The organism is Mucilaginibacter gossypii (assembly GCF_900100945.1).
GTDB lineage: Bacteria > Bacteroidota > Bacteroidia > Sphingobacteriales > Sphingobacteriaceae > Mucilaginibacter > Mucilaginibacter gossypii.
Map to the genome: position 1 here is coordinate 498641 of NZ_FNCG01000002.1, position 22064 is coordinate 520704.

Here is a 22064-nt window from a genome sequence, read left to right on the forward strand (position 1 = left end):
ACTCATTGAAAAAAGCATACCGGTAAAGGCCATTTGAAATTGGCTTTTGCCGGTATAAAAAGCAAATCATCCTGTTTTAAATAAACAAATCCTGGTTGCCGTGCAAAAGCGCCGCAGCGCAGGATGTTAGCACATTGTTATGAAATTTATCAAATATGCATCATTACTGGTGGTGTTTTTCTTTACACATATTTTAATCAGTTCGGCAACTCAGTTCAGCTCCGGCGACACGCTGAAAAGCCCTGCCAAAAACTGGAAAGAGCATTGGTTTGAGCACGACCTTATAGTTTCGCGCACTTATGCCGATGCTAACGTGGTTTTTTATTATGATGATAACATGTACCCTTCAGTAACATGGCCTTATAAAACCATGTCGGCTGTTTGGGCTTATGTAAAAAAAACATACGGAGCATTCGGTACTGATCCCCGCCTGTACGTGGTGTTGCACCGTGTGGTTAACAATAAGCTGGGCGGCGGGCACCCTGCATCGTACTTTGATGCCAGTCATGATCATCACAATACCATTGATTGCGGGCTTGATGACTGGACAGGCTCTGAAGGGCAGCAAATTGGGATGCCTGTTCATGAGGTAGGGCACATTGTTAGCGGTGCCAGCCACGGGGTAAAAGGCTCGCCATCGGATGCTTTATGGGGTGATAGCAAGTTTATGGAAATTTTTAACTATGATGTACTGAAACATATTGGTAGGGAAGATGAAGCAGGCAGGGTTTATAAACAAATGCAAACCCAGTATGATGATTTCCCCCGCCCCCGGTCGCAGTGGTTTAAAAACTGGTTCTACCCAATTTATCATAACTATGGCGAAGCAGCGGTATTGAATAAATATTTTGGTTTGCTTGCCGATTATTTCCCGCAAAAAAATAAGGAGTACACCAGGGACCTGAACTGGGGCGAGTTTATACATTTTTGGAGCGGTGCCGCCGGTGTAAACCTCAAGACGCAGGCATCTGTAGCCTTTGGATGGAGTGATGAATGGGAAGCGCAGTTTATTAAAGCGCAGCACGATTTTCCGCAGGTTAAATACAAATAAGTTTAACAGTGAAAATGCTGATAGACCGCTGGCCAATTTTTTTTAAGAAAAGACCGCTGCCTGGTTGTAAAGACATTTAAAAACATTAATCATTAACTCAATTAAAAAATGAAAAAGATCTTAGTGAAATATTACCCGGTACTGATGGCCCTGGTAGTATTAATCAGTTCATGCTCAAAAAACGACGATAATTACGATTACCGGAAGATGCCAACTTCGGTTGAATTGCCTATAGCGGCGCATGCAGGCCCCGCATCGTTTGATAATGGCGGTTTTAAGTATAAAATATCTGAAAGCATCAGCGCGCAGCCGCAGTCCTTATCCACTACTGTGTTACTGTCTGCAGTAAAACCGCTTACAAAGGCCTTAACAGTTACCCTTCAGGTTGATATGAATGCCGTTACCAGTCTTAACGCGGCACACAGAGCCCTATTTGTTGCCGATAGTACCGAGGCGGTAAAAAACGGTACTGATCTGCCTGATCGTAACAGCGCACAATACGCCACCTTTGTACCTTTGCCATCAAGCGCTTATAATGTGCCAGCTTCAACCGTAACTATCGGGGCCGGACTTTTATCGGCCAATCATAATATCAACCTGATTACCTCGGGCCTTTCGCTTAGTACTAATTATATGTTGCCCCTATCTATTACAGATGCGCAGGGCCAGGCTATCAATTACTATAAAACAGTATACTATATTATTGGGATAAAAAGTCAGTATGAAGGCACCTATACAGCAAATGGTTCTATCGCTTTTCCTGATCCTTCAATAAACAGATCATGGACTAACAGAACTAAAACTTTAACAACCATTAACGGAACAACTGTACGTTCAGAAGCGGCAGACCTTAGTGGAAGTAATTACTACATGTATTTAACGGTAAACGCCGATAATTCGGTAACTGTTAAATCGGCTCCTGAAGCCGCTAACCAAACTATCCAAAATAATGGTGTATGTATGTATGATCCGGTTACAAAAACTTTTAGACTAAATTACAAATACGTAGGTGGCACCGGCGATCGGCGAATCAGTGAGAGCATCAAGTTGAATTGATACTTAAAAATGCAGTAGATAATCCAAACGCTTTCATCAGAAACGTTATTCGGTGAAAACACCTGATTAGAAAAGGCAAATGCCAGGATGCCAGCTATGTGAACATGTTCGTTTAGCCCGAAACGCTGGCATGCAAGAGGTTATCGGTCCGACTCTGATATTACCCACTTGACTGAAACCAACAGGTTGAAAGGCCTTTAGATACCCTCTAAAGGCCTTCGTTTTTGGCTTACGGTTCCCTGCATGAAAAGGAAGTGTGGCACTCTTTCCGACAGGAAATGTATACTCAAAATAATGATAACTGGGTGAGTACCGGCCTTAACCCGGCGTTGCCCGCGCCCGACCTGGGCTACTTTATCGGTTACCGGATATGCCAGGCATATTATGACCAGGCAAAAGATAAAAAAGCAGCGCTAAAGGAAATCATCGAATTAGATTACGCAAACCCGGTAGCAGTGGACGATTTTTTCAAACGTTCGGGTTACCGATGCGGCCGATCGGGTAACTGACCCACGATTTAAAAGTTTTGAATGGTGGTAAAAACATTTTCGATAAATTCAACAAAAAAAGCTGCTCAACTTAACGGGGGCAAGTAATTTGGATTTTGAAAGTTTTTTAAAAGACGCATTTTTAGCCTTTAAACGCAAAAAAAGCCCTTAGCAATGCGCTAAGGGCTTTTCAAAACAAGTTTTCCTACAAGGGCTCGAACCTCAATCTTCAGAGCCAGAATCTGACGTGCTACCATTACACCATAGGAAAATAAACAGAACATCTGCCGCTTAAAGAGACGGCGTTTCGTTCCGTGCAAATATACGAAATATGCAAACCGGTGAAAACCCCGTTTTAAAAAAAGCCACATCCGGATTGTTCCTGATGTGGCTTTTTTTACAGTAGGATTATGTGCGGGTTAGTCCTCGTTCACGAATGAACGCAGCATCCATGTATTTTTTTCGTTGAATTGCATGAAGCGGTTGATCATGTCGTTAGTGCCATCGTCTCCGGCATCGGCGGTGATGGTTAATATCTCGCGTTCCATTTTTATCAGCGCAGCCAAATCGTCAATAATAGCTTTCACCATCAGGGTATCCTTTAGGCCGATGGTCTGGATCTCTTTAATGCTTGATGTTTCAATATAATCTTTAAAAGTACTGATAGGAGGTTTGCCAAGGCTCAGGATCCTTTCGGCAAGCTCATCAATAGTAACCAGCGCGGCAGTGTACAGCTCTTCAAATTTCAGGTGCAGGGTAAAAAAGCTTGTGCCTTTAACGTTCCAGTGGCAGCCACGCAGTTTTTGGTAGTGGATATGGTAATTAGCCAGCAGGTCGTTCAGGTGGTCAACTACCGGTTTTACTTTAACTTCTTCGAGGCTTATTTCTTTTGCGTCCATAAATAATAGTGATGTTTTAGTTGTAACATGCCTTTACGGGCAATGTTTGGCAAAGGTAAACAGTTTTAATTTTAATGAGCATATTTGCATTCTCTATGACTTCGCTTTTACCCTTCATCAGCAAAACTTACCAGTCCCCGGTTTGGCGTATGGAAATTGACGAAAGCAGCCAAACGCTGTTCCTCGAGATCAGGGACCATGCCGATAAGCAGGTTAGTTTTTCGGCCCTGAACCTGCAAAACGGTGAGGTTTATTTTGAAGGCTTAACTACCCCCGAGCGCTGGCTTACCGGTATTGAAGCTGCTTATGATGGCGTATTATTGCTGCATAATTACCAATCGGCCACAGGGCCGGTACATAAAGGCGTCACTGCAATTGAAGCCGCTTCGGGCAAAGAGTTATGGAATAATTTTACTTTAGCTTTTGATCATCTGTCGGTTAATGGCCCTGTAGTGTATAATGCCCAATTACAACCGAAGAAATTATTTTTACTTGATGTTAAAATCGGCAATACACTAAGAGGATACGAGCCGGTTCCTGATCAACCGCTGAATAATCAGATCATTAGCCCTGAACTGTTGCCCTCAGCGGAAGTAAATAGTTTATATTTACCGCTCAGCGTATATGCAAATGCGGTTCATTATATCAGCTACAATAGATTCAGAATTGTATCTTTGCACACGCTTTTGCAGGAGCATCTTGAACAGCACTTGTTTGTATTTAACGAGGAGGGTACCCTTTTGTATCACGATTTGTTACATAACGCTATACAAAAAATGCAGCCCGAGGCGTTTGTACTACATAATAATCAGCTCATCTATTTAAAAAACAGATCGGGCTTAATAGTGTTGAACTTGTAAATTACTGTATTATAATTTATTATGAAATTTAAGATTTTATTATTGGTCGCTCCCTTACTCACACTCTCCATATCGCTTTTTGCAAACCCAGTTGTTGATTCAATTGGTGTTGAAAACCTGAACGGCAAAAAAGTGATCGTTCACAAGCTTGATCCCAAAGACAATTACTACTCTATAGGCCGTCGCTACAACGTCAGCCCTAAAGCTATTATACAGTTTAATAATAACGCCCCGCTTAAAATTGGCGGCATTGTTAAAGTACCTACCGAATTACCTTTTTCAGGTGAAGCTGCTGCACAGCCTGCCGTAACTGCGCCTGCAAAACAGGTAGCAACTACTTCTGCGCCTGTACAACAAAAGCCGGTTACCCAGGCCCCTGTTCAGCAAAACAAACCACAGGTACAAGCTCCGGTTAGCTCACCTGCGCCTGTAGCCCAAGCTACAGTAAATAAAACACAGCAAGCAGCTGCCGATACCGTTAAAAAAGTAAGCATGCTTAATGTGCAGCAATACAAAGTATCGGCGGGCGAAACCTTGTTTTCTATCGCCAAGCGTTTTAATACATCTGTTGAGGATATCAAAGCACTTAATAAACTAAGCTCTGATTCATTAGCACCTAACCAGGTGATTAATGTGCGCAGCGGTTTACCTCCCGAAGAGGTTAAACAGCCAGTAATGCAGCGCGATTCAACTTCTGTTGCTGCGCAGCAGGACACCACCGGCGACCATGGCAAAGCTAACCGTTTTGGTTTATACGAGAAAGTTGAAAAAGGCGTGGCTACCTGGATGGATGACGCCGGTTTAGATCCTAAAAAGGAGTTGGTGCTGCACCGTACAGCACCAATAGGCACCATCATTAAAATTACCAACCCTATGAACAATCATACCACCTTTGCAAAGGTTGTTGGCCGTTTTACCGATAACGAAACAAACAAAAATGTTTTGATCATCATGACCAAGAACACTGCCGATGCTTTAGGTGCTTTAGATAAACGTTTCCAGGTAAATATCAGCTACGGCAGCCCGAATGAATAAACCTTATATTATTGGAATTGCCGGCGGAAGCGGCTCAGGCAAAACCTTTTTTTTAAAGTGCTTTTTAGAACATTTTACTGCCGACGAGGTGAGCCTCGTATCGCAGGATGATTATTACATCCCGGTAGCACATAACATGACCAAGGAGGAGAACAAAGAATATAATTTTGATCTTCCTTCAACTATTGATCATGAACATTTTCAGCAGGATATCAGCAAGCTTTTAAATAAGGAAGCTATCCTGAAACAAGAATACACTTTCAATAACCCCGATGCTATCCCCAAAATGATAGAGATCAAGCCTGCACCTATTTTGATAGTGGAGGGCTTGTTTATCCTGCATTTTAAAGATATATCGGAGCTGCTTGATTTGAAAGTGTTTATTGATGCTGATGAAGACATCGCCCTGCAGCGCCGCCTTAAACGCGACCTGATAGAACGCGGCTATTCGCACGATGACGTGATGTACAAATGGATCAACCACGTGGTGCCGGCCTACAAAGAATACCTGCTGCCCTACAAAGATGAATGCGACCGTGTGATCACCAATAACACCCACGTTGCTGAGGACATTATGGTGATAACGGAAGAGATTTCGGCTGATTTGAGGGGACGTTTATTTTAAGACAGATCGCCTAAAATCTCTTTAAGTGCTTTGTCGTAATCGGCTTTGGTAATAACCCCGGCATCAAATTGTTTGTATAGTTCATGCAGCTTCAGCGCTTTTTCGGTGGTATAACCCGGATAACCCGATTTATAATAATCTAAAGGCGCTTTTTCCTTTTCAAACGACCAGATAAGCGCCCAAATCCAGCCGATAATAGTCCAGCCCAGAAACAGGTTTAACAGGAAGATTAATTTAAAGTCGGCTTTTTCGCGGGCAATTATAGCGGGTATAAAATACAGCAGTGCGCCAATTGCCATGCCCATCATTCCAGCAATGCCAAATATGAAATTCATGTTTTAAAGATAGGAGTTTCTTTGAGAGGGATGCTATAGCGTTTTACTAAATCGTCATTGCGAGGAACGAAGCAATCGCGAGCTATACAGAGCGGACTTGCTTATTGAGGATTATTAATAATTGTAATTTGATTTTTATAGGTATTAATGAGCTCCCTACGGTCGGTTGTCTTCGTGCTTTATGATGACGTCATTGTAAATAATTGATTATCAAGTTGGTTTTTTGGGCCTGTTTTGTGATATGGGCGTTGCCTGTGGCCCGCGCTATACGCTCATACTGCACGGGCATTAGCCACAAGGCCGGTATCCGCTGCTATCGCTAACGCGCCAGACACACCATCGCTAAGATATATTTTATACGTCATCACGGTGTTTTTCAGGATTTCCTTGATGGTTACTCAATGACGTGACTACAGAATTATTTCCGGCACGTCGCCTTCAATAATGAGCTTCCCTGCCGTAGCCTGTTTTATTTCTTCAACACTTACTCCCGGAGCCCTTTCAATAAGCCTGAAACCACCTTCGGGCAAAACGTCAAATACACCCAGCTCCGTCACGATTTTTTTAACGCAGTGTACGCCGGTGAGGGGAAGGGTACACTGGGGCAGCAACTTTGATTCGCCCGCTTTGTTTACGTGCTGCATGGCTACAATGATATTTTCGGCCGACGCTACAAGATCCATAGCGCCACCCATACCTTTAACCATTTTACCGGGGATTTTCCAGTTGGCTATATCCCCATTTTCGGATACTTCCATAGCGCCAAGGATGGTAAGGTTTACCTTTTTAGCCCTGATCATCCCAAAACTCATGGCCGAATCAAATATGGCCGATCCTGGCAGCATGGTGATGGTTTGTTTGCCTGCATTAATGGTATCCGGGTCTTCCTCCCCCTCAAAAGGGAAAGGTCCCATCCCCAATAAACCATTTTCGGATTGTAATACCACATCCATGGTATCCGGTATATAATTGGCTACCAGCGTTGGGATGCCAATGCCGAGGTTAACATAATAACCGTCTTTTATTTCTTTTGCAATTCGCTTTGCGATGCCTTGTTTGTCAAGCATGATTTTCTTTATTAAATCATGTCATTGCGAGGTACGAAGCAATCGCATGCTATACAGGGTGGCTATGCCTCTGTGCGATTGCCACGCTACGCTCGCAATGACATGTTGCGTTTTATTAATTATGTCATTGAGGAACGAGGCAATCGCTTGCTATACAGAGAGACTTGTATAGTCGCTCTGCCAATCGGGGATTGCTTCGTGCCTCGCAATGACGTGGTGTTTGATATTTATTGTTTACTTCTCACCGTTGCATGCTCAATTCGTTTTTCGTAGTTGGCCCCCTTAAAAACCCTGTGTACATAAATACCCGGTGTATGGATATGATCCGGATCAAGTTTGCCGGGTTGTACCAGTTCTTCCACTTCGGCAATGGTTACCTTACCGGCCATAGCCATTACCGGGTTAAAATTGCGGGCGGTTGACCGGTATACCAGGTTACCCATAGTATCACCTTTCCAGGCCTTTACAATGGCAAAGTCGGCATTAAAAGCCATCTCCATTAAATAATCCTTACCGTTAAAGTTGCGCACTTCCTTGCCTTCGGCCACTTCGGTGCCAATACCTGCGGGGGTGAATATGGCGGGCATGCCGTAACCGGCGGCCATACAGCGGGTGGCCAGCGTACCTTGTGGTATCAGTTCCACTTCAAGCTCGCCGCTTAGTAACTGGCGTTCAAATTCAGCGTTTTCGCCCACGTACGATGAGATCATTTTTTTTACTTGGCGCTGCTTCAGCATCAGGCCGATGCCGAAGTCATCAACCCCGGCATTATTGGAGATACAGGTGAGTTGCTTAACCCCCTTTTTTACCAGGGCGGCAATGCAATTTTCGGGCAATCCGCATAATCCGAATCCGCCGAGCATAAGGGTCATGCCGTCGGTAATATCGCGGATGGCCTCATCGGCACCACTAACTACTTTATTCATATATTATAATTGGTTGCTATAAATTTAAGTAAAATAAGCCTGAAGCTTATGGTTATGTAGATAACTTATTAGGGCAGGTTTGTGTTTTATGAATGTAAGCGTATTACATTGTTTTAACTTAAGCTTTTGAAGGATGGAATGGAAATGGGCGATCGGGGCCACAAGTCAGCTCTGCACCACCCTGCACACAAGACTTGCGCCAAAAGAGGCATAAACCAAAGCCGCCCAGCATGAGGGTCATACCATCGGAAATGTCGCGGATGGCCTCATCGGCACCACTAACTACTTTATTCATATATTATAATTGGTTGCTATAAATTTAAGTAAAATAAGCTTAATGCTTATTGTTATGTAGATAACTTCCTACCGCACGACTGTGTTTTTATAAATGATGTTTTATAGGTTTTATAAAACAAATAGAAATTAATTTTATTATTAATTAATACACCAAATATCAAAACCTATGGAATTAAGAGATGACGAGTTCAGGAGCGACGAGCTTAAACGCCCCGAACATGAAGAAAACAAACCCAATGCTTACCGGGTGGACGACGACAATAATGAGGACGAAAAAGACCTGAAGCGAAGTTATCTGTTTGGTAGCTCAGAAATGAACAGCCCCAATGACCCAGGTATGGAAGGAAACGGTATGGGAGGCGAAAATTTTGGTCAAAACAATATCACCCCGGCCGGTAACGATAAAGACAATCCGTCACAAATGGCGGGCAATAATAACGAATACTTTAACCGCACCCAGCCTGCCGAGGAACATCCCGAAAACAGCAATTTTAAAGATCCTAACCAGGCAGGTAACGCCAACTACGGCAATGTGATCAACGTATCACAAAACGGCCGTTCGGATGAGGACAATGGACAAACGGAAACCAGTAATAGCAAGCCCAACCCGCAGCAGCAATACCAGGAAGGAACTGCCGATGATGACGGGGATGCCAGCAAAAAGCAACAAACCAATATTCCAGGACCTAATGAGTTGCCTGATCAGCAGAAGGTAGGGGAGTAAGGTGAAATTTTATGTCATTGCGAAGAGCGAGTCGGAATGAGCCTTGGGGCGACGTGGCAATCTCGTCGTTTTGCAATACGAAAAGCATATTTGCCCTGTATTGCTACGAGATTGCCGCGTTACGCTCAATGACATGGTTTTATATTTTACCACTTAACCGTCTTTTCCATAAAAGCGATCAAATCATCGGCCATAGCTTGCTGCTCTTTCAGGCTCGGATGCCCCGGTGTATTTTTATAAGGAATAAAGTGCGTGTAAATGCCTTTATCATTTAAAGCAGCAACGGCCTTTTCGATATAACCAGGCCATGGCGAACCTGCTTTGGTTGCATCCATGCTGCCCAGCGCGCAAATGATCTGTGCTTTAGGATATACCTTGCGGATACTTTTTACAAACTCTTTATAAGCTTTAATGATCTGCTCCGGCTCGGGGGCTTTACTGCCAAAGCGCTCTTTAAACTGTGGATTGTTGGGTTGGTTTACAATCCACGAATCATTTTGAAACAGGTTGATCACTACTACATCGGGCGTATACTTTTTGAAATTCCAGGTGCTTGTTGGGTCTGTTGGATCAAGGCGGTTATACATTTCGGGCATAATGAGCGGGAACCAGCTCACGGTAATGCCGATACCGCTTTTAGAGGTGCAAACATACTGTGCATTAAAGTGACGGGCAGTAAGGGCCGCGTAGCTAAGGTAGCCGTTTTCATAAGGGGCGCTGCCACGATCCTGCCCGGTGGTGTCCTCATCGGCATAACCGCAGGTAATGGAGTTGCCGAAAAATTCGATCTTACGTTTTTTAGCCTCTGGTGCAGTTAATGCAGTAGCTTCTTTGGCCAAGGTGAACTGATAAAAAAGGGTTTTGCCTTTGTCCCATTCGGTACGTTTAAACAGTTCGAGGGTGTGCTTACCGCTCGGCAGGTTCTCAGCGAGTGTATAAGCCTGTTTGGTATTATCAAGGTGAATGGTGTTTACAACCTTGTCATCAACAATGATGGTAAAATAGTTTTCGCCCCGTTCATCCTGCATCACAGCCGATGCGCCGGTTCCGTCAAAACTAATTTTTAATGATGAGCCCGTCCAGTACAGTTCGGCAGCTTCATCAGTTTGATTGATCCGACCGGTGTAGCGGATGCGCTGATCTTTGCTCTTTAAAATAATATTTTGAGCAAGACAGCTTGTTATTGAACCGGTAAATGCAATGAAAAATACAAGAAAATATAATCTGCGCATCTTTATTAGGGTTTGGCCGCCCTAAAAATAGGAAACTTATGCAAAATCAATGCAGCAAAAAAATCTCCTCTATGCCTATGCCGTTGTTGGTGTTGTCCCCAACAACTTCTATTCTTTCAATAAATTATGTTTTTTAATTACGTTACCGTTAATAAAACTGGTAAACAAATTTTGTTGGTGACAACACCAACAACGGCGGGGTTGCCCTAAAAATAGGAAACTTATGCAAAACGCGGATAAGTTATTAGCCTATTCGCAAATATTTGTTAAGAAACTATCATTCAATTGGCATCCCAAATTGCAGCAGGTAACCATTATAGTCAAAAACGCCGAATTCGCGCATGCCGTAATTAAAATCTTCAATAGGGTAGCAAATTACTGCCCTGTCTTTCAGTTCGCTCCACAATAGATCAACTTTATCTGTCCGGATATAAAACGAGCCGGTAAATTTGGGCACGGTGAACGATGCATTATCAACAGGCAAAGCTAACATGATCTCAATATCATCACGGCTTACCGTAGCCCAGCCCCAGTCTTCATCATAGCCAATACAGGTAAAACCAAGGTTATTAATGTAAAAATCAACACTTTCCCGTACCTGCCGGGTGTATAACATGGGAGCAATAGATTTTAAAGACATATTTGAAATAAGTTAGGGCGCAAATTGTAAAAACGTAGTTCAATTAAAGCCGTCATTGCGAGGTACGAAGCAATCCCAAACTTTACAGAGCGGCTATGCTAATCGGGGATTGCTTGGTACCTCGCAATGACGGGGCTTTTATGATATTTTAACGTTATGGTTACTTCAAATATACATAAGTTATTCCATCTCCGCCACGATCAGCATGCTCATCTTCCATGCGGTCAACCTGTTCATATTTTTTGAGGTATTGCCTGATCATTTTGCGTAAAATTCCATCGCCTTTACCATGAATGATCTTGAGGTTGTTAAAACCCATCATCAGTGCACGATCAAACAGTTTTTCAATGGCGTGAAGCGCATCTTCGGTACGCTGGCCACGTACGTCAATCTCCGGACTAAAACTGGCCATGTCATTGGTGTGCGAACTGAAATTTCGCCTGATCTCTTTAGGTACCGATGATTTGGAAACTTTGATCACGCGTTTCTTTTTAGCAACCGTGCGTAAATCGCCAATGGCAATTACTACATTCTCTTTAATGATCTCTATCACCTGGCCTGTAGTTTCCGAATCGATGAGTTTCACCCAGTCGCCAGGTTTTAATTCTTCATCGGCAGGAGCAGCAGGTTTTGGGGCCTCAGTTTTAACGGTGTTCTTTTTAAGCTCAACATTCAGATTTTCGCGCAGCTGCTTTGTCTTTTCTTTATCGGCATTGCTGCTCTTTATTTCGGAAATGGTATTTTCAACCAGCTTGTTTGCGTTCAGGATAATGTTCTTAGCCTGATCCTTGGCTTCCTTAATCAGTGTGCGTTTATTTTCTTCGAGATAGCTTTTTAACTTCTCGTTTTCTGCAAGCAGCTCATTAACCTTGCGTTGTTGTTTATCCAGTTTTTGTTTGGTTTCAAAAATAGAGCGCTTTTCACGCTCCAGGTCAACAAGCAGGGTATCCACCTTTTTTTGCCCCTCACTTATTTTGTTTTTGGCGAGGTTAAGCACGTTTGCCGGCAAGCCTATTTTTTGGGCAATCTCAAAAGCATATGAACTGCCGGGTTTGCCGATCTCCAACTGGTACAGCGGCCTCATCTCAATATTATTGAACAACATCGAAGCATTTTCAATGCCCTCGGTGTTGCTGGCAAATATTTTAAGATTGGAGTAGTGCGTAGTTACCATGCCCTTAACCTTTTTTTGATTCAACGATTCCAACACGGCCTCGGCAATCGGCCCGCCAAATTGCGGATCGGTACCGGTACCAAATTCATCTATCAGGATCAGGGTTTTGCCGTTGGCCTGCTCCACAAAGTTTTTCATTTTGGACAGGTGGGCGCTATACGTACTCAAATCACTTTCTATCGATTGGTCATCGCCTATATCAACAAAAAGTTGCTTGAACACACCTACAACGCTGGCCTCATCGGCAGGGATCAGTAAGCCAGCCTGCACCATCATTTGCAATAAACCAACGGTTTTCATACAAACAGATTTACCGCCGGCGTTGGGACCCGATACCACGATGATGCGGGTACCTTCGTCTATCTGCATATTGAGTGGGACAACCGTTTTTTTCTCTGCCTTAAAATTCAGGAACAATAGCGGGTGACGGGCATTGTATAATTTAACCCTGGCCTCGTTTATCACCTGCGGCATTTCGGCCTCAATATCAATGGCAAACAGGGCTTTGGCGCGCACAAAATCAAGCTTGGTTAGCAAACCATGATAGGAGAGTAGCAAAGGCACATAAGGCCTTAATTCGGTAGTTAAGGCGGTCAGAATTTTTACTATCTCCCGGCGGCGTTCAAACTCCAGGTCGCGGATGCGGTTGTTGAGTACAAATACCTCTTCGGGTTCAATATAAACTGTTTGGCCCGATGCTGATTCGTCATGCACAAAACCTTTCAGCTTGCGTTTGTTTTCGGCCAGCAGGGGGATCACCAGCCTACCATCGCGTACTGTTAACGAACCATCGGCAGCCCAGCCGTTTGATGTGGCATTTTTAAAAACCATATCAATTTTTTTGCGGGCTTCCTGCTCGGCTTTGGCAATGCCTGTGGTAATTTCCATCAGCTCGCGCGAAGCATTGGGCCTGATCTTGCCTTTCTGATCAATTACGGCGTCTATCTTTTTAAGGATTGCCTTTTCAATAGGCAGGTGCTCAAAAAGGGCTTCAAGGTTAGGGTACAAGCCTTCACGCTCGTTAAAATAGGCAATAACGGCAAATACCGTGGTTAACGAAGCCTGAACCTGGTAAAACTCTTCTTCGCTTAAAAAAACGCCCTCTATACGGGCTTTATTGGCAAGGGACTTTATATCGAAAAAATGCTGGATGGGCAGGACCTCATCATTAACCAGGATATTCTTAAACTCGTTTGCCTGGCTCAGGAATTTATGGATCTGGTCGTAATTGCTCATCACCTGGATCTTGTCAACCATTTGTTGACCCATTTCGCTCAGGCAATGTGCTTTTATCAGTTCTTTTATCTCGGTAAAACCCAGCTTATCTACACTGTTTTGGGGGTAAAGCATCAGGTTATGACTTTAAGTTTTTTAACGAATCGGCTTTGCGGGCTTTCTTGCTTTTGCGGGGATGGAATCTCCTTGCCGAGTCGGTTTTTAGTTTAGTTTTTAAATTTTTCAATGAGTCGGCTTTGCGGGCTTCCGTGTTTTCATGCGGATGCATTTTTCTTGCCGAATCTATTTTAGTTTTAATATTTAAGTTTTTTAGCGAATCGAGCTTACGCGTAGCCTTGCTCTGTTCTGTTTGCACTTTGGCAAGCGAATCGGTTTTACTTTTAATTTTAATATCTACCTGGTCATAAATGGCCAGCAGTTTATCGGGCTGCATGGCGTAGTACCGCATGCTGCGGTTGAAATGCGCGGTATCGGTATGCAGGCGCTGAAACATGGCAATATATTTACCCGCGCCGTATTTATACAAACTATCGGGTATCTGCGTGGTATTATACAGGCTGCCGTCGATGATGTGCATTTCGGTTAACACCGCTGCCATAGCGTCGGGTTTGAGGACGTCGTTGGGAATACTTTTGCCATTGCAGGCACATAAAAAAAGTGCTGCAGAAAAAAACAAGGTTATATATTTATGCATTCAGTAATTTAGCGGCTGATTAATTAAGCAAATTTACGGATAAATGAGCATTGCAGATAACATCAAAAGCTTAAAAAAGGAAACGGAAGCAGATAAGGTAATATTATTGGCCGTATCAAAAACAAAACCTGTTGCAGATGTACAGGAAGCATATGATGCCGGACAGCGCCTTTTTGGCGAAAACATAGTGCAGGAGATGGTTGAGAAGTATGAGCAACTGCCTAAAGATATCGAATGGCATTTGATTGGTCACCTGCAAACCAATAAGGTAAAGTATATAGCGCCTTTTGTAAGTATGATCCAGTCTGTTGATAGCCTGAAGCTTTTGCACGAGATCAACAAACATGCTGAAAAAGCCGGAAGAATAATTGACTGCCTTTTGCAAATTTATATAGCCGACGAAGAAACCAAATACGGACTGGGCTTTGATGAAGCAATAGAATTGCTGCGCTCTGAAGAGTTTGCTGCAATGAAAAATATCCGGATCCGTGGCTTGATGGGTATTGCTACCAATACTGATAACGAAAAGCAGATTAAAGAAGAATATTACGAACTGAACACCTTTTTCGAGGGCATAAAAGTGAGTTATTTCCGGAAAGAGGAAAGCTTTGATATCCTGTCGATGGGCATGTCGTCTGATTATAAACTGGCTATTGAGCAGGGCAGTAATATGGTAAGGCTGGGCAGTACCATATTTGGCGGCAGGGTAATTAAGCACTGGAAGAATAATTAATTAGCACATCATGTCATTGCGAGCGCAGCGTGGCAATCGCATGGAGGCATAGCCGCCTCGTGTAGTATGCGATTGCTTCGTCATTCTTGCTATGGCCGTTGTTGGTGTTGTTACCAGCAACATGTTTTTTGCAATGAAATTTGAGTGTTCAATTTTTCAAAAACGGGTGTTCAACTTTTAAAGTTGCAAAAAGTTAAGTGGCTGATTGTCAGTTATTATGCGTTCATTGTTGCTTAAATGTGCAGTGGGTGGTAAATTAAATATCTGATTATCAATTAGTTTTGTTTTGAAGGTAACTATGAGTGTTCACACCTAAAAAAGTTGAACACCTGTTAAAATAAATATAAAATTGTTGGTGACAACACCAACAACTGCGAAGCGAAAAGATAAAAATGAATAATACAGAAAATAAAATTGAAAGTCAGCACCCTCTTCAGGGGGCCGGGGGGCTAATTATAAGGGAAGCCATTCAAACCGACTGTCCGCGCCTGATGGAGCTGGTGCATGAGCTTGCCCTCTATGAAAAAGCCCCGGACGAGGTTACCGTAACCCTGCAGCATTTTGAAGAAGCCGGGTTTGGCCCTAACCCGGTCTGGAAAGCTTTTGTTGCCGAAGTTGACGGCCTTGTGGTTGGTTTTGCCCTATACTATATCCGATACTCCACCTGGAAAGGCTCCCGCATGTACCTTGAAGATCTCATTGTAACTGAAGATATGCGTGGCAAAAAGATCGGCAAACTACTTTTCGACAGGTTGATCCAGGAAGCTAAAGAAAGAGGTTTCAGCGGTATGGTTTGGCAGGTACTTGACTGGAATGAGCCGGCCATTAACTTTTACAATAAGTACGGCGCGAATATTGAGGCGGGCTGGTTAAATGCTTCGCTTTCAAAAGAGCAGTTGTTAAACTACTAATACTATACCTATGAAAAATCTGTGCCTGGCGTTTTTTCTGGCGATGGGATTATCATCGTGTCAGTGGGGTGTTCCTAATAAAATCCCCGAGAGGTCATTTGATACCCTGCGTTATGCTTATAAAGTAATCAAAGCACGGGCGGCAGATTGCGGTGCTAAAGCCGATAGCGCCTGTACGGTAGTGAAAATTAATTACCCGTTGTTTGACAGCGACAAAATTTTAAATGATACCATAATCCGTAAGCTTACATCGATGTTTGCTATGGATGGAAGGCCCGACACCAGCCTGGAGCTGATGACCAAAAAGTTCCTGAAATCATATGATGAATTCAGGAAGACTAACCTGCGGCCGGGAATGTTTTTTACGCTGGATGATTCCGTTAAGGTGATCCACCAGGATTCGAGCTTAACAACGCTCGAAGTTCGGGGTTATTCATATACTGGCGGCGCTCATGGCAGCACATCTGTCGGCTTTATAAACTGGGATACCAAAGCCGGTAAAGACCTTAAACTTGATGATGTTCTTGTTGACGGGTATCATGATAAATTAAATGCCGTTGCCGAAAAGATCTTCAGGAAGAATGAAAAATTAAGTGATACCGCATCACTCGCCACCAATTATTTTTTTAAGGATAACAAATTCGCGCTCAATACTAATTTTTCCATTACGCCACTCGGGATTAAATTTTTGTACAATCAGTATGATATTAAACCATATGCGGCCGGTATTACCGAATTGTTTATTCCATACGCACAGATCAAATCATTAGTACAGCCGGGTTCGGTTGTAAGTCAATTCATTAAATAAATGCTTGTTTTTAAATTCGGAGGAGCGTCGGTTAAAGATGCTGCGGGTGTTACCAACCTTGCTAACGTTGTAAAACAATATACTAATCAACAATTGCTCATTGTGGTATCGGCCATGGGCAAAACCACCAATGCGCTGGAGAAGCTTACCAAAGCCTACATGGAGCAAACCGATGATATGCACGGGATCTTTAACGAAATTAAAGAATATCATTACAACATCCTGAGCGGATTATTTGAACCGGGCCACCCTGTATTTGATGAAGTTGCCAATACTTTTGTGGAAATTGACTGGGCCATTGAGGATGAGCCACATGATAGCTATGATTTTGTTTATGACCAGATCGTATCCATTGGCGAACTGGTGTCAACCCGGATAGTTAATGCCTACCTGAACAAGGTTGGGCTCAAAAGTAAATGGCTTGATGTACGCGGATATGTGCATACCGATAATACTTACAGAGAGGGTATAGTAGATTGGGATAAAACTAAAGCAAGTATCAGCAAGGATCTTCCAACCTTACTTGAAAAAAGTATTGTTGTAACCCAGGGCTTTTTGGGCGGCACCTCCGAAAATTTTACCACCACACTTGGTCGCGAAGGGTCTGATTACACAGCATCAATATTTGCGGCTTGCTTAGGCGCCGAATCGGTTACTGCCTGGAAAGATGTTCCGGGCATCCTGAACGCCGATCCGAGATTTTTTGCTGATACGGTTAAATTTGATGAGCTCTCCTATACGGAAGCCATCGAAATGACCTATTACGGGGCCAGTGTCATCCACCCCAAAACCATCAAACCCTTACAAAATGCTAAAATACCCCTGCTGGTAAAGCCGTTTACAGACCCATCTGCGCCAGGTACAGTAATTAAAGAAGATGGACATAATCAGTTTACCAAGCCGGTGATCATCCTGAAACAAAACCAGGTATTACTGTCAGTATCAGGTAAGGATTACTCTTTTATAACGGAAGATCACCTTAGCGATGTGTTTCGCCTGTTTGCTCAAAACAATGTTAAGGTAAATGTGATGCAAACATCAGCATTAAGTTTTTCGGTTTGCTTTGATTTGAACGAAGAGCGTTTTGAAAAGTTGCTGAACGGCCTAAAACAAGATTTTAAAGTGAAATATAACGATGGGCTAACGCTCATTACTGTACGCCATGACGGGGCGAATACCGTTAAGAAACTAACCGAAGGCAAAACCATTTTGCTGGAGCAAATTAGCAGGAATACAATACAGGTGGTGGTTAGGTAAAAGTCAAAAATCTCACTTTATCAACATTCGTCAGTGTTCAAATACCTGCTTTTAGCGCCAAAAAGCTATATTTGGGCATGAAGGCAATCAACACGATCAGGGATTCAGCAAATATCGGCCTCGGGATTTTATCGGCAGCTTTTGGTCTTAAGGGGTTTTTATTATCCAGCCACTTTATCGACGGAGGTGCTACCGGGGTATCCATGCTGATATCTGATATAACGCTTATTCCTATATCCATATTGATCTTTGTTATCAACGTGCCTTTTTTATGGATAGGCTACCGGAAGCTTGGACTTTGGTTTGCTATCAAAAGTACTGTGGCCATAGCTTTGCTTTCATTATGCCTTGCAGTAGTTCAGTTTCCGGATGTTACTCATGATAAATTGCTTACCGCGGTATTTGGCGGCGTGTTTATCGGTACCGGCAGCGGGTTGGCCATGCGTGGCGGAGCTGTGCTTGACGGTACTGAAATAGCTGCCGTATTGGTAAGTAAAAAAACGCAGCTGCTTAAAGTGAGCGACTTTATTTTGCTTCTTAACGTTTTGATATTTGGGGTTGCAGCCTCGGTATTGGGTGTTGAACCGGCCATGTATTCAATATTAACCTATATGGCTGCCGCCAAAATGATCGATTTTTTGCTGAACGGTATCGAGCAATATTCGGGTGTTACCGTTATCTCAACTAAAAGTGATGCTATCCGCAGAGCGATAACAGTTACGCTTGGCCGTGGCGTTACTATTTATCAGGGGAAAAGCGGTTACGGAAAAGACGGTCATGTCAATGATCCCCGCGATATTGTATTCACTGTTGCTACCCGTTTGGAAATCCCATCATTAAAACAAACTATTCTTCGTATCGATCCCAAAGCCTTTATTGTACAACAAAGTATTGACGATACAACAGGCGGGTTGTTGAAGCGCAAGAAACTACATTAAGAAGCTTAAAGCTTAAAGCCGGCCGAAGGCTGAAAGCAAACATCTTTAAATAATGGCAATAGGATAGCATTTTCTGGCTTTTAGCTTTCCGCTTTAAGCCTTCAGCTTACAAAACGCTTACCGGGTGCTTATGATCATCAATGGCAACAAACGTAAAAGTGCCGGTGATAGCTTTTTCGCGCACAAAAGAGTACATTTCTTCAATATAGATTTCAACCAAAACTTTTAGGCTGGTATTGCCGATATGGGATACACGGCCAACAAGTTCAATAATGGTACCTGCCGGGATAGGGCGGTTAAAGTCTATCCTGTCGGATGATACGGTAACCATTTTTTTACGGGTGAAGCGGGTGGCCGTAATGAAAGCTACCTCGTCCATCATGGCCATTGCCGAACCTCCGAAAAGCGTGTCGTAGTGATTGGTGTCGCTCGGGAACACGGTTTTGAATATCCGTGATTCAGCTTCTTTAATTCGTTCTTCAGTAGTCATTGAGTTGAATTTTAACTCCCTCTCTTTTGGAGAGGGTTGGGGTGAGGTTGCTTATCTCAATTTACCCCATTTTAAATAAGTAGCGCCCCATGAAAACCCAGCACCAAATGCTGTCAGGATCATGTTATCGTTCTCTTTAAAATCTTCTTTATAATCCCACAACGCCAGCGGGATAGTGGCAGCTGTGGTGTTACCATAACGGTCGATGTTGATCTTAACACGGCTTTCAGGTAGGCCCAAAGCATCACCTACGGCGTGGATAATGCGGTAATTTGCCTGGTGGGGTATTAGCCAGTTGATATCATCTATGGTAAGGTTGTTACGCTGCAGTACAGATGTGCAGCTTTCAGTCATCCCTTTTATAGCAGCTTTAAAAACTACACGGCCATCCTGGCGTATATAATGTAGTTTGCCATCAATAGTTTCTTCAGATGCCGGGTTCATAGAACCTCCGCCGGGTACATATAAATGTTCCCTGCCGTGCCCATCTGTTTTAAATACACTGTCAATAACGCCAATGTCTTCGGTAGATGGTTCAAGCAATACCGCGCCGGCGCCGTCGCCAAAAAGGATACAGGTGTTGCGGTCGGCATAGTTTACAATGGCGCTGTTTTGATCGGCACCGATAACTATTACTTTTTTATAACGGTTGCTTTCAACCAGGCTCGAGCCAAGGGTAAAGGCATAAAGGAAACCACTGCAGGCCGCGTTAACGTCAGACGCCCAGGCATTGTTTAAACCACATTTATCACAAACGATGCTGGCGGTGGAGATAAGCAGGTAATCGGGAGTTGAGGTGGCTACAATAACACAGTCAATTTCAGAAGGATCAACTTTGGCATTTTCAAGTAAATTTTTTACTGCAAAGGTAGCCATATCTGAAGTAGCCAGTGTTCTGTCGGCGAGGATCCTTCTTTCTTTGATCCCTGTACGTGAAACTATCCAGTCGCTGTTAGTTTCAACCATTTTTTCTAAATCACTGTTAGTTAAAATGTTGTCGGGAACATAGCCGCCTACACCGGTAATCACCGCACTGCTTTTTAATGCCATAAATATTATATACTCTCAAAAAAACATGCAAAGATAGAGAAATTTGACGGTTTAAAGTTGTCATGCAACTGTATGTTTATACAATCTTATCTGCCTGCGCACCGATAATTTGCTGTTTATCGACACAAAAAGGCAGCTAGCCGACACATGTTTCAACACAGACTATACTGCTTTTACTTTTGAATCAACAGATTAGGTTAAACTTAAAAGCAGAACATACAATGGAAAGAAAGAACTTTTTAAAAAGCCTGGTAATCGGCGCAGTGTCATCGTCGGTATTGGTTGAAGCCTGCAAAAAGGATGCTGATACCGCCACAGCAACTACTACTTCATCTTCCGGCAGTACTTCGGGGTCAACCGATTCAGGCACCTGCAGTGTTGCACCTACCGAAACCGAAGGCCCCTATCCAACACATTCACCTGCATCTTATATAAGAAGCGATATTACCGATGGCCGTACCGGGTATAAGCTTACCGTGAAAATTACAATCAACAATAGCAATAATAGCTGTAGCGCGCTATCGTCAGCATTAGTTGATATCTGGCATTGCGATGCGGAAGGCAATTATTCTGAATATGGCGGCAGCGGCACACAATCAACAAATTATACTTCCGTACATTTTTTACGCGGCAGGCAAACTACCGATTCAAATGGCCTGGTAACTTTTACCTCTATATTTCCGGGATGGTATACCGGCAGGGCAACGCATATTCATGTACATGTGTATAACTCATCGGGTACATCATTGAAAGTAACACAGATTGCTTTTCCGGAAGGTGCCGGCACGGCCCTGGCGGCTGTTAATGGTTATGCTAAAGGCATGAGCGGATATACGTATAATGCGAGTGATAATGTGTTTAGCGATGGGTATACGCTTGAAACCGCTACTGTTACCGGTAGTACCACCGCCGGTTTTGTATTAGCTATCAGCTTAAGTGTACCTGCTTAAAAAAACATTTTGTTTGTAACAGGGCGCCGGCGACAAGCCGGTGTTTGTTTTTTTTGAACCATCATATGCAAAAACGCCTCATCATTTTATGTTATCGTAAAATCATCGATATCCGCTCGGTTAAGCAATGGGATAAGCTGGTTTTTGAAAGCACCTACCTGGAATTTAAAATGCAGGCCCAGAACTTTAGCCAGGGAACAGCCTATACATCCTATGCCGAATTGTTAAGAAATGTGCCCAATGCCCAGCGTTTAACCGGTATGGTTGCACCATCGGTTACAGGTTATATTCAGCAGCTTGGCAGTATTATGCCCGATATTTTAAATAATATTGGCAGGCGGTTTCTTGCGTTCAGCAAGTTTCAGCTGGAGATCATCAATTCGGATATTAATGATAAGGATAAACACCAGGTCGCGGTTAATTTTTATTCCGAACCGTTGTTTTGGCATGATACCATAGATAATTACCTGCTCATATCCGCTCAACAGGCCGAAAATCAGTTAAATGTCGAAAATAATTGCATATCTACCAACCTTATGCAATTGCAGCCGTATATAAACATAACTTCATTGCAATATCACAATTAAC

Annotated in this window: 25 protein-coding genes; 14 read left to right on the top strand and 11 right to left on the bottom strand. The window is 43.2% G+C overall.

Annotation, left to right across the window (positions count from 1 at the left end):
* Window positions 1–139 precede the first annotated feature (139 nt).
* The 3 genes from BLS28_RS05620 (at window position 140) to BLS28_RS05630 (ending at window position 2616) form a co-directional block, all read left to right on the top strand.
* Window positions 140–1051 carry a hypothetical protein gene (locus tag BLS28_RS05620; RefSeq protein ID WP_091163296.1) on the top strand — a complete coding sequence of 304 codons (912 nt, stop codon included), beginning with the start codon at window positions 140–142 and terminating at the stop codon, window positions 1049–1051.
* 108 nt (window positions 1052–1159) lie between these two features.
* Window positions 1160–2107, top strand: coding sequence for a BT_3987 domain-containing protein (locus BLS28_RS05625; RefSeq protein ID WP_091163297.1), 948 nt, complete (start codon window positions 1160–1162; stop codon window positions 2105–2107).
* 278 nt (window positions 2108–2385) lie between these two features.
* Window positions 2386–2616 carry a hypothetical protein gene (locus BLS28_RS05630; RefSeq protein WP_143020702.1) on the top strand — a complete coding sequence of 77 codons (231 nt, stop codon included), beginning with the start codon at window positions 2386–2388 and terminating at the stop codon, window positions 2614–2616.
* Window positions 2617–3014: 398 nt separating this feature from the next.
* Here BLS28_RS05630 and BLS28_RS05640 read toward each other — a convergent pair whose 3' ends face one another.
* Window positions 3015–3494, bottom strand: a complete 480-nt coding sequence (locus tag BLS28_RS05640; RefSeq protein WP_091163299.1) for a Dps family protein — start codon at window positions 3492–3494, stop codon at window positions 3015–3017.
* Between the two features lie 74 nt (window positions 3495–3568).
* On the opposite strand from BLS28_RS05640, the gene BLS28_RS05645 reads away from it, so the two are divergent.
* The 3 genes from BLS28_RS05645 to BLS28_RS05655 are packed head-to-tail and all read left to right on the top strand — an operon-like array spanning window position 3569 to window position 6014.
* Entirely contained in the window at window positions 3569–4354 is a 786-nt protein-coding gene (locus BLS28_RS05645) for a DUF4905 domain-containing protein (RefSeq protein ID WP_091163300.1), read from the top strand.
* Between the two features lie 21 nt (window positions 4355–4375).
* Window positions 4376–5389, top strand: a complete 1014-nt coding sequence (locus tag BLS28_RS05650) for a LysM peptidoglycan-binding domain-containing protein (protein ID WP_090523953.1) — start codon at window positions 4376–4378, stop codon at window positions 5387–5389.
* Window positions 5382–6014, top strand: coding sequence for a uridine kinase family protein (locus BLS28_RS05655; protein ID WP_091163301.1), 633 nt, complete (start codon window positions 5382–5384; stop codon window positions 6012–6014). Before BLS28_RS05650 ends, BLS28_RS05655 begins: the two co-directional genes overlap by 8 nt.
* On the opposite strand, the gene BLS28_RS05660 is transcribed toward BLS28_RS05655, so the two are convergent.
* The 4 genes from BLS28_RS05660 to BLS28_RS31680 form a co-directional block, all read right to left on the bottom strand.
* Entirely contained in the window at window positions 6011–6349 is a 339-nt protein-coding gene (locus BLS28_RS05660; protein WP_091163302.1) for a superinfection immunity protein, read from the bottom strand. The two genes, BLS28_RS05655 and BLS28_RS05660, sit on opposite strands and share 4 nt — an antisense overlap.
* A 410-nt stretch (window positions 6350–6759) precedes the next feature.
* Entirely contained in the window at window positions 6760–7416 is a 657-nt protein-coding gene (locus BLS28_RS05665) for a 3-oxoacid CoA-transferase subunit B (RefSeq protein ID WP_090523970.1), read from the bottom strand.
* Window positions 7417–7643: 227 nt separating this feature from the next.
* Complete coding sequence (locus BLS28_RS05670; protein WP_091163303.1) at window positions 7644–8342, bottom strand: CoA transferase subunit A; 699 nt, start codon at window positions 8340–8342, stop codon at window positions 7644–7646.
* 118 nt (window positions 8343–8460) lie between these two features.
* Window positions 8461–8637: a hypothetical protein gene (locus tag BLS28_RS31680; protein WP_218134365.1), complete on the bottom strand. Its 177-nt coding sequence runs from the start codon at window positions 8635–8637 to the stop codon at window positions 8461–8463.
* Window positions 8638–8805: 168 nt separating this feature from the next.
* Between BLS28_RS31680 and BLS28_RS05675 the strand changes: the two genes are divergently transcribed.
* Window positions 8806–9363, top strand: coding sequence for a hypothetical protein (locus BLS28_RS05675; RefSeq protein WP_091163304.1), 558 nt, complete (start codon window positions 8806–8808; stop codon window positions 9361–9363).
* A gap of 146 nt (window positions 9364–9509) precedes the next feature.
* Here BLS28_RS05675 and BLS28_RS05680 read toward each other — a convergent pair whose 3' ends face one another.
* From BLS28_RS05680 to BLS28_RS05695, 4 genes are all read right to left on the bottom strand, one after another.
* A complete protein-coding gene (locus BLS28_RS05680) occupies window positions 9510–10595 on the bottom strand; it encodes an SGNH/GDSL hydrolase family protein (protein WP_091163305.1) in 1086 nt (361 codons plus the stop codon).
* Between the two features lie 277 nt (window positions 10596–10872).
* Complete coding sequence (locus BLS28_RS05685) at window positions 10873–11235, bottom strand: VOC family protein (protein WP_208102442.1); 363 nt, start codon at window positions 11233–11235, stop codon at window positions 10873–10875.
* A gap of 160 nt (window positions 11236–11395) precedes the next feature.
* Window positions 11396–13759: an endonuclease MutS2 gene (locus BLS28_RS05690; protein WP_091163306.1), complete on the bottom strand. Its 2364-nt coding sequence runs from the start codon at window positions 13757–13759 to the stop codon at window positions 11396–11398.
* Between the two features lie 4 nt (window positions 13760–13763).
* Window positions 13764–14339 carry a DUF4296 domain-containing protein gene (locus BLS28_RS05695; RefSeq protein ID WP_090523992.1) on the bottom strand — a complete coding sequence of 192 codons (576 nt, stop codon included), beginning with the start codon at window positions 14337–14339 and terminating at the stop codon, window positions 13764–13766.
* 43 nt (window positions 14340–14382) lie between these two features.
* Here BLS28_RS05695 and BLS28_RS05700 point away from each other — a divergent pair, with 43 nt between their 5' ends.
* The 5 genes from BLS28_RS05700 to BLS28_RS05720 all read left to right on the top strand — a co-directional run bounded on the left by BLS28_RS05700 (window position 14383) and on the right by BLS28_RS05720 (window position 18986).
* Entirely contained in the window at window positions 14383–15072 is a 690-nt protein-coding gene (locus BLS28_RS05700) for a YggS family pyridoxal phosphate-dependent enzyme (RefSeq protein WP_091163307.1), read from the top strand.
* A gap of 392 nt (window positions 15073–15464) precedes the next feature.
* Window positions 15465–15983 (top strand): GNAT family N-acetyltransferase, encoded by a 519-nt coding sequence (locus BLS28_RS05705; RefSeq protein ID WP_091163308.1) that lies wholly within the window; start codon window positions 15465–15467, stop codon window positions 15981–15983.
* A 10-nt stretch (window positions 15984–15993) separates the two neighbouring features.
* On the top strand, window positions 15994–16791 hold the full coding sequence (locus tag BLS28_RS05710) for a DUF3298 and DUF4163 domain-containing protein (protein ID WP_091163309.1): 798 nt from the start codon (window positions 15994–15996) through the stop codon (window positions 16789–16791).
* The gene (locus BLS28_RS05715) at window positions 16792–18048 is read left to right on the top strand and encodes an aspartate kinase (protein WP_091163310.1); all 1257 of its coding nucleotides are present in this window, start codon (window positions 16792–16794) and stop codon (window positions 18046–18048) included. It begins immediately after the preceding gene.
* Between the two features lie 77 nt (window positions 18049–18125).
* Window positions 18126–18986 carry a YitT family protein gene (locus BLS28_RS05720; protein ID WP_091163311.1) on the top strand — a complete coding sequence of 287 codons (861 nt, stop codon included), beginning with the start codon at window positions 18126–18128 and terminating at the stop codon, window positions 18984–18986.
* Between the two features lie 106 nt (window positions 18987–19092).
* Here the strand turns inward: BLS28_RS05720 and BLS28_RS05725 are convergent, their stop codons facing one another.
* The gene (locus tag BLS28_RS05725) at window positions 19093–19476 is read right to left on the bottom strand and encodes an acyl-CoA thioesterase (RefSeq protein WP_091163312.1); all 384 of its coding nucleotides are present in this window, start codon (window positions 19474–19476) and stop codon (window positions 19093–19095) included.
* 51 nt (window positions 19477–19527) lie between these two features.
* Window positions 19528–20526, bottom strand: a complete 999-nt coding sequence (locus BLS28_RS05730; protein WP_091163313.1) for a beta-ketoacyl-ACP synthase III — start codon at window positions 20524–20526, stop codon at window positions 19528–19530.
* Between the two features lie 221 nt (window positions 20527–20747).
* Here BLS28_RS05730 and BLS28_RS05735 point away from each other — a divergent pair, with 221 nt between their 5' ends.
* Both BLS28_RS05735 and BLS28_RS05740 read left to right on the top strand, forming a co-directional pair.
* Window positions 20748–21476, top strand: a complete 729-nt coding sequence (locus BLS28_RS05735) for a dioxygenase family protein (RefSeq protein WP_091163314.1) — start codon at window positions 20748–20750, stop codon at window positions 21474–21476.
* A gap of 65 nt (window positions 21477–21541) precedes the next feature.
* Entirely contained in the window at window positions 21542–22063 is a 522-nt protein-coding gene (locus BLS28_RS05740) for a hypothetical protein (RefSeq protein ID WP_091163315.1), read from the top strand.
* The last annotated feature ends 1 nt before the right edge of the window (window position 22064 follow it).

Excerpts from the sequence above, each read along its gene's own strand:
- BLS28_RS05685 (WP_208102442.1), bottom strand. The coding sequence starts at position 11,235 with ATGTCTTTAAAATCTATTGCTCCCATGTTATACACCCGGCAGGTACGG.
- BLS28_RS05645 (WP_091163300.1), top strand. The coding sequence starts at position 3,569 with ATGAGCATATTTGCATTCTCTATGACTTCGCTTTTACCCTTCATCAGC.
- BLS28_RS05725 (WP_091163312.1), bottom strand. The coding sequence starts at position 19,476 with ATGACTACTGAAGAACGAATTAAAGAAGCTGAATCACGGATATTCAAA.
- BLS28_RS05660 (WP_091163302.1), bottom strand. The coding sequence starts at position 6,349 with ATGAATTTCATATTTGGCATTGCTGGAATGATGGGCATGGCAATTGGC.
- BLS28_RS05695 (WP_090523992.1), bottom strand. The coding sequence starts at position 14,339 with ATGCATAAATATATAACCTTGTTTTTTTCTGCAGCACTTTTTTTATGT.
- BLS28_RS05730 (WP_091163313.1), bottom strand. The coding sequence starts at position 20,526 with ATGGCATTAAAAAGCAGTGCGGTGATTACCGGTGTAGGCGGCTATGTT.
- BLS28_RS05715 (WP_091163310.1), top strand. The coding sequence starts at position 16,792 with ATGCTTGTTTTTAAATTCGGAGGAGCGTCGGTTAAAGATGCTGCGGGT.
- BLS28_RS05705 (WP_091163308.1), top strand. The coding sequence starts at position 15,465 with ATGAATAATACAGAAAATAAAATTGAAAGTCAGCACCCTCTTCAGGGG.
- BLS28_RS05675 (WP_091163304.1), top strand. The coding sequence starts at position 8,806 with ATGGAATTAAGAGATGACGAGTTCAGGAGCGACGAGCTTAAACGCCCC.
- BLS28_RS05710 (WP_091163309.1), top strand. The coding sequence starts at position 15,994 with ATGAAAAATCTGTGCCTGGCGTTTTTTCTGGCGATGGGATTATCATCG.
- BLS28_RS05665 (WP_090523970.1), bottom strand. The coding sequence starts at position 7,416 with ATGCTTGACAAACAAGGCATCGCAAAGCGAATTGCAAAAGAAATAAAA.
- BLS28_RS31680 (WP_218134365.1), bottom strand. The coding sequence starts at position 8,637 with ATGAATAAAGTAGTTAGTGGTGCCGATGAGGCCATCCGCGACATTTCC.
- BLS28_RS05630 (WP_143020702.1), top strand. The coding sequence starts at position 2,386 with ATGTATACTCAAAATAATGATAACTGGGTGAGTACCGGCCTTAACCCG.
- BLS28_RS05670 (WP_091163303.1), bottom strand. The coding sequence starts at position 8,342 with ATGAATAAAGTAGTTAGTGGTGCCGATGAGGCCATCCGCGATATTACC.
- BLS28_RS05655 (WP_091163301.1), top strand. The coding sequence starts at position 5,382 with ATGAATAAACCTTATATTATTGGAATTGCCGGCGGAAGCGGCTCAGGC.
- BLS28_RS05640 (WP_091163299.1), bottom strand. The coding sequence starts at position 3,494 with ATGGACGCAAAAGAAATAAGCCTCGAAGAAGTTAAAGTAAAACCGGTA.
- BLS28_RS05680 (WP_091163305.1), bottom strand. The coding sequence starts at position 10,595 with ATGCGCAGATTATATTTTCTTGTATTTTTCATTGCATTTACCGGTTCA.
- BLS28_RS05620 (WP_091163296.1), top strand. The coding sequence starts at position 140 with ATGAAATTTATCAAATATGCATCATTACTGGTGGTGTTTTTCTTTACA.
- BLS28_RS05740 (WP_091163315.1), top strand. The coding sequence starts at position 21,542 with ATGCAAAAACGCCTCATCATTTTATGTTATCGTAAAATCATCGATATC.
- BLS28_RS05625 (WP_091163297.1), top strand. The coding sequence starts at position 1,160 with ATGAAAAAGATCTTAGTGAAATATTACCCGGTACTGATGGCCCTGGTA.
- BLS28_RS05650 (WP_090523953.1), top strand. The coding sequence starts at position 4,376 with ATGAAATTTAAGATTTTATTATTGGTCGCTCCCTTACTCACACTCTCC.
- BLS28_RS05735 (WP_091163314.1), top strand. The coding sequence starts at position 20,748 with ATGGAAAGAAAGAACTTTTTAAAAAGCCTGGTAATCGGCGCAGTGTCA.
- BLS28_RS05720 (WP_091163311.1), top strand. The coding sequence starts at position 18,126 with ATGAAGGCAATCAACACGATCAGGGATTCAGCAAATATCGGCCTCGGG.
- BLS28_RS05690 (WP_091163306.1), bottom strand. The coding sequence starts at position 13,759 with ATGCTTTACCCCCAAAACAGTGTAGATAAGCTGGGTTTTACCGAGATA.
- BLS28_RS05700 (WP_091163307.1), top strand. The coding sequence starts at position 14,383 with ATGAGCATTGCAGATAACATCAAAAGCTTAAAAAAGGAAACGGAAGCA.